The sequence below is a fragment of the Pseudomonas sp. SW-3 genome (assembly GCF_016615645.1).
Lineage (GTDB): Bacteria > Pseudomonadota > Gammaproteobacteria > Pseudomonadales > Pseudomonadaceae > Aquipseudomonas > Aquipseudomonas mandelii.
Window position 1 is genome coordinate 4207012 of record NZ_CP067098.1, and the last position, 12982, is coordinate 4219993.

Consider the following 12982-nt stretch of genomic DNA (forward strand, 5'->3'; position numbering starts at 1 on the left):
ACGCCTTTCAACTCGATACGCTTTTCCGGATGAGTTTCTTGTCAATCTTCCCGACGCTGGTTTTGGGGATTTCGGCGACGAACTTGAACTGCTTGGGGATCGCCCATTTGTTGATGCGGCCGCGCTCGACAAACCCTTGCAGGTGCGTCTCCAGGATCTTGCGGTCGAGGTACTGCCCCGGTTCGGACACCACCAGCGCCATGGGCCGTTCGCCCCATTGCTCATCGGCGATGCCCACGACCGCGACCGACATCACGGCAGCGTGCTCGCTGATCAGACTCTCCAGTTCCAGGGAGCTGATCCACTCCCCGCCTGTCTTGATCACGTCCTTGATTCGATCCTTGATTTCCACACCGCCCAACCCGTCGATGGAAGCCATGTCGCCGGTGTGCAGCCAGCCATCGCGCCAAAGTTCTGCACCCTTTTCCGGTTCCTTCAAATAGCCCTGGGTCAGCCACGGCGCGCGCACCACGATCTCTCCCAGCGACTCGCCGTCATGGGCAACGTCTTTGCCACTGGCGTCGATGATTTTCAGGTCGACCATCGGCACCGGCGTGCCCGTCTTGATACGAGCAGTCAGTTGGGCTAACGGGGATTGTTCGAGGTCTTCGTTACGCAGGTACGTCAGGCACAGCAATGGACAGGTTTCCGACATGCCGTAACCGCTGTGCACCTGCATACCTTTGGCGTTCGCTTCGCTGGCTATGCCTAAGGTCAGCGCGCTGCCGCCCAGGAGCATTTTCCAGCCATCAAAACGGGTGTGTGCCGCTTCCTCACAACCCAGGATCATTTGCAGAAGGGTCGGCACACAATGGGAGAACGTGACTTTCTCCTCCCGATACAGCCTGACCAGGCTGTTGGGTTCGTAGCGACCGGGGTACACCTGCTTGATTCCCATCAGGGTGGCAACATAGGGCACACCCCAGGCATGCACGTGAAACATCGGCGTGATCGGCATGTAGACATCATCCGAGCGCAGCAGCGGCAACCCCTGATAGACGCCCAAAGTGCCCACGGCATTCAAGGTGTGCAGGACCAGTTGGCGATGGGTGAAATACACGCCTTTAGGGTCGCCAGTGGTGCCCGTGGTGTAGAAAAGGGTCGCCACCGAGTGTTCATCGAAATCGGGAAAGTCGTATTGGTCTGTGGCCCCGGACAACAGGTTTTCATATTCCCCCAGCACCGGTAGCGACGTGTCGGTTGCTGTGTCGTCCGTGAGCTGCAGGTAACCTTTGACGGTTTCAAGCCGCCCGTGAATCTGTTCAACCAGCGGCAGGAAATCATCATGCACCAGCACCAGGTCATCCTCGGCATGGTTCATGGTGAAGAGCACCTGATCCGGCGAAAGACGGATGTTCACGGTGTGCAGCACCGCGCCGATCATCGGTATGGCAAAGAAGCACTCCAGGTAGCGATGGCTGTCCCAGTCGAGCAGGGCCACCGTATCCCCGGCCTTGACGCCGGCAGCGGTCAAGGCGTTGGCCAGTCGGCGGAACCGCTGGTTGAGGGTCTGGTAGCTGTAGCGCAGTTTGTCGGCATACACGATTTCCCGGCCCGGCTCGTAGCGCACGCCGGACAGCAACAATTGCTTGATCAGCAAGGGGTAGGCATAGGCGCCGTCGGCGGGCGGAATTATTTTTGTCGCCATCATGGTTGTGGTTCCCGGTCCTTTTTACGTGGGCTCAGAACTGCTCTGCATCCAATTGATAGAGGCATTCGCTGCCCGCCTTGGCCGACGCGCTCAACGAGTGGATACGTGGCAGCAGGCGGGCGAAGTAGAAGCGCGCGGTCGCCAGTTTGCTGGCGTAGAAATCGTCTTTGGAATGCGTGCTCATGGCAGCCTTGGCCATTCGCGCCCACATGTAGGCGTACGCGGTGTAGCCGAATACATGCAGGTATTCGACCGACGCCGCACCGATTTCATTCGGGTTGCTCTGGGCTCGGTCCAACAGCCATGCGGTCAGTTCGTCGAGGGTGTCGAGGGCGGCGTTCAACGGTTGGGTGAACTCGGCGAGGTCAGCGCAGGCGTTGGCGGTAAAGTTGCGGATTTCCGAAGCGAACAGCCGGTAGAGCGCCCCGTCGCTGCCGACGATTTTGCGCCCGACCAGGTCCAGGGACTGGATACCGTTGGTGCCTTCGTAGATCTGGGTGATGCGCACATCGCGCACCAATTGCTCCTGGCCCCACTCGCGAATATAGCCGTGGCCGCCGAGGATCTGCTGACCGTGGAGGGTGGTTTCCAGGCCCATGTCGGTGAGGAATGCCTTGGCCACCGGGGTCAGCAGCGACACCCGTTCCTGGGCGCGACTGCGGATCGCTGCGTCATCACTGTACTTGGCGATATCGAGTTGCAGCGCCACGTAGCTGGAGAACGCCCGCCCGCCTTCGTTCAAGGCCTTCATGGTCAACAGCATGCGGCGTACATCCGGGTGAACGATGATCGGATCGGCCGCTTTGTCCTTGTTCTGCGCGCCCGTCGGCGAACGGCTTTGCAGACGGTCACGGGCGTATTCGACGGCGTTCTGGTACGAACGCTCACCCAACGCCAGCCCCTGGATACCCACGCCCAGACGTTCGTAGTTCATCATGGTGAACATTGCCGCCAGGCCCTTGTTCGGCGCATCGATGATCCAGCCGGTCGCCCCGTCAAAGTTCATCACGCACGTGGCCGAGGCCTTGATGCCCATCTTGTGCTCGATGGAACCGCAGGACAGCGCGTTGCGTTCGCCCAGCGAGCCGTCGGTATTGACCAGCACCTTGGGCACCAGAAACAGCGAAATTCCCTTGGGACCGGCGGGTGCATCCGGTAACCGGGCCAGTACCAGATGAATGATGTTTTCGGTCAGGTCGTGCTCGCCGCCGGTGATGAAGATCTTGCTGCCGCTGATCTTGAAACTGCCGTCGGCCTGAGGTTCGGCACGGGTGCGAATCAGGCCCAGGTCCGTACCGGCATGCGCCTCGGTCAGGCACATGGAACCGGTCCAGGTGCCGGCGTACATGTTCGGCAGATAGCGTTCCTTGAGCTCCCGACTGGCGTGGGCATTGATCGACAGGCACGCACCGGCGGTCAGCATCGGGTACAGGCCGAACGACAGACTGGCCGAGTTGACCATCTCCTCGACCTGAGCCGAAATGGCCTTGGGCATGCCCATGCCACCGAACTGCGGATCACCACCAACACCCACCCAACCGCCGTCGGCGAATGCCTGGTACGCCGCGACAAAACCGTCCGGCGCCGTGACCGTGCCGTTGCTCCAGGTGCAGCCCTGCTCGTCGCTGCTGCGGTTCAGCGGTGCGATAACCTCACCACTGATTTTGCCAGCCTCTTCAAGGATCGCAGCGGCCGTTTCTTCATCGATCACCTCCCCAAGGCCAGGCAATTTGGCCCACAACCGGGACACCTGGAAGACCTCGTTGAGTACGAAGCGCATGTCGCGCAAAGGAGCTTTGTAATCAGACATCGTTGGCTTACTCGGAAGTGGTCAGGGCATGTGGCATGCCTGGACGTTGAGAGATCGGGGTGTTGTCGGCCTGCGTAACAGGCCCGGGTTCCAGCGCTCGTTCGCGAAGGAGGAAATAAGACAGGGCAGGAATCAGCACCAACGCGCCCAGCATGTTCCACAGGAACATGAAGGTCAGCAGGATGCCCATGTCAGCCTGGAACTTGATCGGCGACCAGACCCAGCACACCACGCCAGCCGCCAGGGTGATGCCCACCAGGCCCACGACCCGTCCGGTAAACGACACGGCGTTGCGGTAAGCCTGAGACAGCGGCAGGCCCTGGCGCTGGTAATGCAGTTGCACGCTGAGCAGATACAACGCGTAGTCCACGCCGATTCCCACGCCCAATGCGATCACCGGCAGGGTCGCGACCTTCACGCCAATGCCCATGGCCACCATCAACGCCTCGCAGAGGATCGACGTCAGCACCAGTGGCAACAGGGCAACCAGGGTCGCGCGCCAACTGCGGAAGGTGATCAGACAGAACAGCGTCACCGCCGCATAGACGTACAACAGCATGGTGCGATTGGCCTCGCGCACCACAATGTTGGTGGCCGCCTCAATCCCGGCAGACCCGGCCGCCAACAGGAACTGTCGATCTTCGCTGTTGTTCTCCCGGGCGAATTTTTCCGCGATGCCGACCACGGCATCCAGCGTCTCGGCCTTGTGGTCCTTGAGGAAGGTGATCACCGGCATCAGCGAACAATCGGTGTTGAACAACTCCGGCGAGTTGACCGAGGCTTGCTGCGCAGCGTAATTGAGCACGTCCTGATTGCGCTGGATGCTGTTGAGCTTGGGGTTGCCTTCATAGGTGCCAGCGGTGATTTGGCGCACCGCGTTCACCAGCGAAGCCGTCGCCTGCACGCCCGGATACTGCTGCAGCTCCCAGGCCAGTCGGTCGGCGAGAATCAACGTCTTGTAGTTCAGACAGCCTTCCGGTGCGGTCTTGATCATCACTGCGAACAGGTCGCTGGACAGCGCGTAGTGGCGGGTGATGTAGGCGTTGTCACGGTTGTAGCGCGAGTCGGCACGCAACTCAGGTGCGCCACTTTGCAGATCGCCGATTTTCAGTTGCAGGCTGACCATGAAGCCGCCGATGCCCATCAGCACCGCGACCAATACCGCCCCCGTGGCCCATTTGCGCGTGGTGAAACGGTCGAGCACGTCCCACAGTTTGCCGAAGCCTTTGTGCCCTTCTGCGCGCGTGTCGATGTTCAGCGCACGCTCGGCCGCCTTGGCGCCGACGCCGACATAAGACAGCGCCACCGGCATCAACAATAGCGAGGTGAAAATCAGCACCGCCACACCGATACTGGCGGTGATCGCCAGGTCCCGGATCACCGGAATATCGATCAGCATCAGCACCGCGAATCCGACGGCGTCGGCCAGCAGCGCCGTGACGCCGGCAATAAACAGACGGCGGAAGGTGTAGCGTGCGGCGATCAGTTTGTGGGTGCCACGGGCGATGTCTTGCATGATCCCGTTCATCTTCTGCGCCGCATGGGACACACCGATGGCAAAGATCAGAAAAGGCACCAGCACCGAATACGGGTCGATGGCATAGCCGAGCCAGGCGACGATGCCGAGTTGCCAGACCACAGCGATCAACGAGCAGCCGACCACCAGCAAGGTGCTGCGCACGCATCGTGTATAGGCGTAAATGATGACCAGCGAAGTGACCACGGCCAGGCCGAAGAACATCATCACTTGAATCAGTCCGTCGATCAGGTCGCCCATCAGTTTGGCGAAACCGATCACCCGGACTTTGTACGGGCCCTTGCCCTCCTCCCCGGCCTTGCGTGCAGCGCTGTCGCCGGCAAACTCGATCTTGTCGCGCAACTGCTCCTCAAGCATCTGCGAAAAGGCGTGGTAGTCGATGCGCTGACCGCTGGCCGTGGCCTTGTCCAGCAACGGCACGATCAGCATGCTCGATTTGTAGTCGCTGGCCACCAGACTGCCGACGATACCGGCGCGGGAAATGTTCTGGCGCAGTTGTTCTATTTCTTCAGGCTTGCCCTGGTAGGTATCGGGCATCACCGGGCCACCCTGGAAACCTTCCTCCGTCACTTCGGTCCAGCGCACCGCCGGGCTCCACAACGACTTCATCCAGGCGCGGTCGACGCCTTCGGTGAGAAACAATTGATCGTTGACCTGTTTGAGCACGTCCAGGTAAGCAGGGTCGAAGACATCGCCCTGAGTGGTCTCCACCACCACCCGCACCGAATTGCCCAAACCTCGCAGTGACTGGCGGTTTTCCAGGAAGTTCTGGATGTAGGGCTGGCTCTGCGGAATCATTTTCTCGAAACTTGGACGCAGCTCCAGCCGAGTCGCGGCCATGTAACCGAAGACCAGAGTGGCCAGCGCCATCAACAGCATGAACAGCGGACGGTAGTTGAACACCAGCCGCTCCAGCCGATTGCCGGAATCGCGGTCGAAATCATGCAGATCGCGGATCACCGGCATGGCGTCTTGTTTGATATTGCCCATGTCTGGGTTCTCGCTTTAAGGGTTCGAGGACTTATTCAACGGACAGCGTCCGCGCACCACGGCTGCCGACCACCACCAGCGCATCGGTGATGGCGCGCGTGACGCCCGTCACTGGCACCGGCTGGGCTTGCTGCACCCAGCGCTGTTGCGCACCGGTGCCCTGGCTCGCCAGCATCTGCCCGCCCTGGGTAAACAAGCGGTAATCACCATGGGCATCGACGAGGCCGGCGGTGATGCTGACGTGCAGGCCAGTGTCCAGCGAGGTCCAACTGAGGCCTGCATCGGTGCTGCGCAGCACATTGCCGCGCAAGCCGTAGACGAGCACTTCGCCGGGTTTGCCGACGACGCCGAAAAAGCTGCCCTGATAAGGTGTTTGCAGGGCGGCGAATCGCTGCTGGGCGTCATCCCACTTCAGCAACAGGCCCTGCTCGCCGACGATGTAAAGCGCATCGCCGGTGGCGGCGATGGCGTTGAGGTGAAAGCCCTGCGGGTTGTCGGTGCGATCCTGGAACGGCGTCCAGCTCTGGCCGCCATCCTCGGTGCGCAGGATCAGGTTGAACACCCCGACCACATAGCCGAGGCGGTCGTTGGCGAACCAGACATCAAGCAAGGGTTTGTCGGCACCCTGCGCCTCCAGCCGCTGACCTTCGGCGACCCGCAGCGGCCATTGTTCATTGCCAGGTTCGGCACGGGCCAACGCCTGGTAATGCTTGACCAGCAAGGCACCGATCTCGCGGCCGTCGAGTTGCTTGCTCCAGGTTGCACCCGCGTCATTGCTGTGCAACACCACGCCGTCGCCGCCCACCGCCCAGCCCTGAGTGGCGGAAGGAAAACTCACGGCATTGAGGTCGGCACTGACCGGCACAGCGGCCTGCTGCCAGTGCTGGCCGGCATCATCGGAATACAGAATGTGGCCACGCTGGCCGACGGCGACCAAGCGGTCGCCCGCGCGGGCCATGTCGGATAACGGGCTGTTGACGGCCAAGGCGCTGACTGACCCTGGCCGGCAGATCCAGCACGTCGACATAAGCGGACGCCTGGCTCAGGCCCTGCAACATTGCAAGCAGAGCGCCGAGCGCCAGCTGCAGGTAACTTTTGTACGAACACATACCGCGTCCTCTTCGGAAAACTGCGCCGGGACACACGTCCGTGTGCCTGACGTTCCAACCTGGCGTCCGAAACGGTCGGTATGCGCCGACCGTCGCGCGATCCCCTGCCTTGCAGGCAGCGGACCGAATGGACGCTTGTCACGGTTTGCTTAACGAATCCCGCTACCTGCCAGAGACTCCGACGACCATTGCGCCTTGGAAAGCGGATCGGTGTACTTGATGCCGCCATAAGGCCCGACCACACCGTTGATGTTGTAGGAACCACCCACCAGGTCGTAGATCATGAAGGGCGTGGAATCCGGGATCTGCTTGTCGTAGCTCTGGCTGAGGAACGCGAAGGAGCCACGGTACAACTGACCACGTGCGTCGTATTGATCAGAGGCCAGCGCGGTCCAGCTGTCTTCATCGAGGTAGAAGCGACGCTTCTGATAGATGTGTCGGGCGCCGGACTTGAGGTTGCCTTCCACCACCCAGACGCGGTGTTTTTCCCAACGCACGTAGTCGGGTGCCAGGTGATTGGCCGTGGTCAGCGATTTGGGATCCTGGGCGTAGGTCAGCTTGTAAGTGTTGTAGGGCACGATCATTTCCTGCTTGCCCACCAGCTTCCAGTCGTAGCGATCCAGCGCACCGTTGAACACGAAGACATCGTCGTAAGTACCCGCGCCAGCGGTGCCAGGGTTAGGCGTGTCGTAGGCCAGGTTCGGTGCCAGCTTGACCCGACGCTGGCCCGGCAGGTACTGCCAGGCACGGCGCGGTTGTTGCAACGGGTTGGCGGCGTCCTTGAGCATCACCGCTTCGCCGGCCCGGCGCGCAGGGCCGGTGTAGGACAGCTTCATCTGGTAATACACGTCGGCGCTGCTGATCGGCTGCGCGAGGTTTTCGTAGATCGGGTAGGAAATGAACGCCTGCCCAGTGGTCGCCAGGCTTGGCACGCCAGCGGAATCGACGTTCCAGGAGTCGTACTTGGAGCTGATGCTCACGCCCTGATATCGCAGCAGGAAGTTCCACATCGCTTCGTTGCCCGACTGCGGGATCGGGAACGGCACGCCCGGCAGTACGTTGTCGATGGCCAGCCCGTTTTCGAGGGATTTAGCGCCGCTGGCGTTTTTTACGCCGTTATCCAGAATGGCCTGGGGCAGCGAAACGGTGCGGTGGGTCGGGAACACATCGACACGGAAAGTCGGGAAACGCTTGGCCAGTTCAACGGTGGTAGCGCTGAGCATGCCCTTGTACTGCTCGACGTTTTTGCCGTCGATCTGCAGCAACGGTTTTTCACTGGCAAACGGATCCGGACGCATGCTGTCACCGGATTTGAAGCTGGCCGGCGGCGTGGTCAGGCCACCGTTGTAGGCGGGGATGGAACCATCAGCGTTCCCCGCTTTTTCAGCGCCCACCAGGGTCAGGCTGGTGCCCAACCGGGCAGCGTCCTGAGTTGAAACAGCGGCCTGTGCCTGGGCGGCAAGGACCATGGCCAGCGAAACGGCCAACACGGTTTTTGCGAATGTCATCTTGTTATTCTCCTGCTTGCATTGAGCAAATCAGTGGTGAATCAAAAAGTGGTTTTCATCGTCAGGTAAACGGCGCCACGGTCCTCAGTCGTGGCCCCGCCACCGGAGAAGGCGGAGTAGCCACCGGCGTAACAGGCGTAGTTTTCGTTACCGCTAAAGGCATTCGGCGCAGCGCCGTCGCCTCCGGTCGGACCGGTACTCACGCCGCTGACGTTGCACTTGTCGGCCTTGCCGAATGAGTCCACGTACTTCAGGTCGACAAAGTATTTGTTGTACACAACGGCCCCGAGGCCGATGGCGTAGTTACCGGTGTCTTTGGCGCCGCCACCGGAGACCGGTGAAACACCATCGAGACCGATGTTGATGGACATCGGGGCGTTGAGGTCGACACCAGGAAACACCTGGTACCAGGTAGGGGTGAAGTTGACCGCGATGCCCCAGTTGTCCCGGGTCGGCTGGTCGATGCCGCGATAGGTGTCCTTGCCCTTGTAGAGCGCCTCGTTGTTGCTATCGAGCTTGAGCAGGTTGCTGTAATACAGCTCGCCCAGCAGAGTGGCCGAATCGAACACAGGCGTTTTAGCAATGGTCATCAGGCCGTTGAGCGTCCAGTGCAAGGTGTCGCCGGTGGCGGCCATGCTGTCGCCCTTCTGCGGGGTGTCATAAACCACGCCGGTGGCAGCCGTGCGCGCAGGCAACAGGCCAAGACCTGCGCCCAGGCCCAGCGGACTGTTAGTGCTGACAACCGCCGGAATACTGGCCAACGGCATATTGTGACGAATGTTCAGGTCCGAACCGACGCTGATCCCGCCCACGTCCTTGGACAGGCTCAGGCCAACGATCTTGATGTTGTCGGCATAGGCCATTTGATAGGTGGCGGTGCTCAGCGAGTTGAGGGTGTTGACCACCGCAGGCACTTGCCCTGCCGGCCGGGTGCCGTTGGGATTGGCCGAACTCAGGCCTCTGGCATCCAGCCAGGCCTGCGGCAGGATTTCCGAGGTTTCGCGGTAGTAAACGCCGAGGGTCCCGTCCAGCCAGGCTGGCGACCACTTGGCCATAATCCCCCAGTCTCCGCGCTTGTCCGGCGTCAGGTCGTGACCGCGACGCACATTGGTCAAACCGTTGCAGGGTGCCAGACCACACCCCAGCGGACTGCCCGGCACCACGCCATTGGTGTTGCCCAGCAGGAAGGATTGCGCACCGAAACCGACCAGATCGGAACCGCCGTAATAAGTACCGGCTTCCGGCAGGCGCGCGGCGTCCCAATCCAGGAAATACTGAGCGCCTACGGTCAACTCGGGATTGACGGTGAATGACATCGACAACTGGTTACGCGGAACGAACAGTTCCTTGGCTTCGGTACCGGGCGAGGCAGCCAGTTTGGCCAGGTCCAGGCCCGATTGGCCGTAACTGTTCGAGTGCACCGGGTTGAGAATAGTCTCGCCCCAGAACACGTTATGCTGACCGGCCTTGACGCTTAACAGCGACTCCTCGCCCACTTCGGTGCTGTAGAACACGAAGGCGTCGAGGATTTCGCCGGAAGGACCGGTGTAATAACGCTGGGCGTAGTTGCTCAGGTGCGGGCTGCCATTGCCGACGTTGTCACGGGTGACCGCGGCCAGACGTGGGTCGTTGGCGACCAGCCCCGACCTTGCGTCGTTGCCGTTGACGAACGGATTGGAATTGGAACCGGTGTTCTCGTAGGCCTTGTCGTACCAACTGGCAGCGCTCACACGGAAACCCATGTGGTTCTGGTAGACCACATCCATCTCGGTCAACAGGTCGACACGGTGGGTGATGTTGGTCCCGGCCTTGCGGAAGTTGTAGTCGCCGTCGTTGTTGTTCGGCGTTGCCAGCATGCGCTTGTCGGCGCTTTCGGTGCGTACGCCGTAGTTGTACTTCACAGTGTTATCAAAACGCACGGTCCAGTCCGGGTTCCCGGTGTCGAGCTCGATCGCCTGCGCGACCGGCACGCCTGCGGCCAGAATGGCCGAGGCCAACAAGGTGTAACGCGAGGGTGCGAACCCGTGACTCTTATTGTTGTGCATTGCGTTGTCTCCGCCTTTTTGTATTTGTTTTAAGCGCAGCCGCCCTCGCGCAACCCCTTGTTCCAGGGGTTTACGTTTTCAGGAGTGAGGGCAAATGCCGGATGGCGCGGGCCAACCGGCGCCTGAATCAGCGGTCCAGTTCGAGGATGAGAGCTTCGGCTTGTGGCCAGCGCCCATACCCGGCGGCAGGATTGAGATGACCGACTTCGCCGAGATTGAGCAGCTCGCTGCCCCAGCCTTCGGCCATGCGCGTGGCGGCGTCCAGACTGGCGAGGTGGTCGTTGGTACTGGCGGCCAGCAGACTGCGGAACGGCAACCGGCCTTTGGGTAGAGGGTCCCAACCCTGGGTGCGCAGGGTTTCAGCGCAGGGGTAGCCCTGCGGCCATTGGGCATCAAGGTCCGGCGGAGCGGCCAGCAGCGCGCCCTTGATCGGCCGACTGTGACGCGCAGCCCAGTGCGCAACCATCAGCACGCCGGCGCTGTGAGCGACCAGAATCACCGGCCCGTCGATCTGCGCAAGTGTGTGCTGAATGGCTTCGATCCGCTTGCTGCAATCAAGCTTGTCGGTTTCAAGCGGCGGCACACTGCGCACCTTGCACAGCCTGGATTCAAGCAACGTTTGCCAATGCTCGGCAACGTGCTCACGCAGACCCGGTACGATCACAACGGTTGCGGCAGTTTGCAGTTTGTCCACATCAACACCTTCGCTTTCTCGATGACTCGACTGGCTCTATTGGCCAGGGGCTTTTTGTAGGAGTGACATTAAAGAGCGCCCGACCGAGGCGCTTTTCATTGGACGTCAGGCACTTTTCTTTTCATGACAAAATTCCGCGTATTGTCGCGTAGCGACCATTGGTCGAATATCCCCGCAGCTTCTCTCCAGCTCACTGTAATCAATGGGTGCGTGTCGTTTTTTACACTGTAACGATGTGATTCCGGCCAGCACCAGGCGAGCGCCCTCGACGTTGTCACAACTGTTCAATTGCTGAAGTGCTGGATATAGTCGCCACGCTCATTTGAATCGCAACCGGCCCAGGAAAGACCTTCGCATGCCCAAGCTTGTTCGCGCCGCCGTCTTGACCAACTACCTGGAGGTCACCCAGTACCTGGGGTTCAACCCCCGAGACGTACTGGCCGGCGTCGGTCTGAGTAAAGCCATATTGCAAGCTCCTGAACATCGCATCCCCATCGACGCCGCCGTGCGGTTGCTGGAGGATTCAGCCGCCGCCAGCGGCTGCCAGAGCTTCGGCTTGAGCATGGCCGAGTCGCGCCAGCTCTCGGACTTCGGCGTGGTCAGCCTGTTGCTCTCTCATCAGCGAACGCTGCGTGATGCGTTGCAAGTGTTGGTGCACTACCGTCATCTGATGAACGATTCGCTGGCCCTCTTCATCGAGGAGGCAGGCAAGATGGTGATCATTCGCGAAGAGGTGGTCACCGAATCGCCGATGCCCTGCCGACAAGCCAATGAACTGGCCATCGGGGTGATGTTCCGCCTGTGCGCCGCCCTGCTCGGCGCACACTGGCATCCCTACAGCGTCAACTTCACGCACCAGCCTCCCGACAACCTGCAACTGCATCGCCGCCTGTTCGGCTGCAAACTGGAGTTCGGCAGCGAGTTCAATGGCATCGTCTGCCCCAATGCCAGCCTCGACATGACCAACCCCCATGCCGACCCGGCCATGGCGCGCTACGCCCAGAGCTACCTTGACTCGCTGCTCAGCCACGAAGGCCCTTCGATGCTGTTCGAGGTGCGCAAAGCCATCTACCTGTTGTTGCCGATGGGGCGCGCCACCATCGAGCAGATCGCCCAGACCCAGGGCATGAACGTTCGGACCCTGCAGCGCCGCCTCAAAGACGACGGCTGCGCCTTCAACGACCTGATCAACGACGTGCGCCGCGACCTGGTGTTGCGCTACCTGGAAAACCCGAATTACTCGTTGGGGCGCATTGCCGACATGCTCGGCTATTCGATGGCGAGTTCCTTCACCCGTTGGTTCATCACCCAGTTCGGCATGCCGCCAGCGGCTTGGCGCAGTGCGCAAAAGCACACCGTCAAAGCACCGCCGGAGCTGACCACCCGGCCCGGCTCCAGCGAACCCTGAACCGAACGCAACAGACCCGGCGTTTTGCAAAAAAAAAAGCGGCGACTGCTGGTACAGTCGCCGCAAAAGAACCGGTGTCTGTGACACCGGCCGAGGAGTCCTGTGGCGAGGGAGCTTGCTCCCGCTGGGGTGCGCAGCGGCCCCAAAAAAGACGCCGAGTAGTTTCTGAAAAAGCACGGTGGTCTTTGTGGGGCGCTTCGCTCCCCAGCGGGAGCAAGCTCCCTCGCCAC

At 61.0% G+C, this 12982-nt stretch carries 7 protein-coding genes and 1 pseudogene; 1 reads left to right on the top strand and 7 read right to left on the bottom strand.

Annotated elements, in window-relative coordinates; genetic code table 11:
* Positions 1-7: 7 nt before the first annotated feature.
* From JIO00_RS18810 to JIO00_RS18840, 7 genes and pseudogenes are all read right to left on the bottom strand, one after another.
* Complete coding sequence (locus tag JIO00_RS18810; protein ID WP_200666605.1) at positions 8-1651, bottom strand: fatty acid--CoA ligase; 1644 nt, start codon at positions 1649-1651, stop codon at positions 8-10.
* A 31-nt stretch (positions 1652-1682) separates the two neighbouring features.
* Positions 1683-3461 (bottom strand): acyl-CoA dehydrogenase C-terminal domain-containing protein, encoded by a 1779-nt coding sequence (locus tag JIO00_RS18815; protein WP_083376326.1) that lies wholly within the window; start codon positions 3459-3461, stop codon positions 1683-1685.
* A 7-nt stretch (positions 3462-3468) separates the two neighbouring features.
* A complete protein-coding gene (locus JIO00_RS18820; protein WP_083376325.1) occupies positions 3469-5988 on the bottom strand; it encodes an efflux RND transporter permease subunit in 2520 nt (839 codons plus the stop codon).
* A 31-nt stretch (positions 5989-6019) separates the two neighbouring features.
* Positions 6020-7097, bottom strand: a pseudogene (locus tag JIO00_RS18825) (WD40/YVTN/BNR-like repeat-containing protein).
* Positions 7098-7246: 149 nt separating this feature from the next.
* Complete coding sequence (locus tag JIO00_RS18830) at positions 7247-8605, bottom strand: DUF1329 domain-containing protein (protein WP_200666607.1); 1359 nt, start codon at positions 8603-8605, stop codon at positions 7247-7249.
* 41 nt (positions 8606-8646) lie between these two features.
* Positions 8647-10650, bottom strand: coding sequence for a DUF1302 domain-containing protein (locus JIO00_RS18835; protein WP_200666609.1), 2004 nt, complete (start codon positions 10648-10650; stop codon positions 8647-8649).
* Positions 10651-10777: 127 nt separating this feature from the next.
* Positions 10778-11344, bottom strand: coding sequence for an RBBP9/YdeN family alpha/beta hydrolase (locus tag JIO00_RS18840; RefSeq protein ID WP_154912627.1), 567 nt, complete (start codon positions 11342-11344; stop codon positions 10778-10780).
* 355 nt (positions 11345-11699) lie between these two features.
* On the opposite strand from JIO00_RS18840, the gene JIO00_RS18845 reads away from it, so the two are divergent.
* Entirely contained in the window at positions 11700-12752 is a 1053-nt protein-coding gene (locus JIO00_RS18845) for an AraC family transcriptional regulator (protein ID WP_010455830.1), read from the top strand.
* Positions 12753-12982 lie beyond the last annotated feature (230 nt).

Coding starts and splice junctions, on each gene's coding strand:
- JIO00_RS18810 (WP_200666605.1), bottom strand. CDS start 1,651: ATGATGGCGACAAAAATAATTCCGCCCGCCGACGGCGCCTATGCCTAC.
- JIO00_RS18820 (WP_083376325.1), bottom strand. CDS start 5,988: ATGGGCAATATCAAACAAGACGCCATGCCGGTGATCCGCGATCTGCAT.
- JIO00_RS18835 (WP_200666609.1), bottom strand. CDS start 10,650: ATGCACAACAATAAGAGTCACGGGTTCGCACCCTCGCGTTACACCTTG.
- JIO00_RS18830 (WP_200666607.1), bottom strand. CDS start 8,605: ATGACATTCGCAAAAACCGTGTTGGCCGTTTCGCTGGCCATGGTCCTT.
- JIO00_RS18815 (WP_083376326.1), bottom strand. CDS start 3,461: ATGTCTGATTACAAAGCTCCTTTGCGCGACATGCGCTTCGTACTCAAC.
- JIO00_RS18845 (WP_010455830.1), top strand. CDS start 11,700: ATGCCCAAGCTTGTTCGCGCCGCCGTCTTGACCAACTACCTGGAGGTC.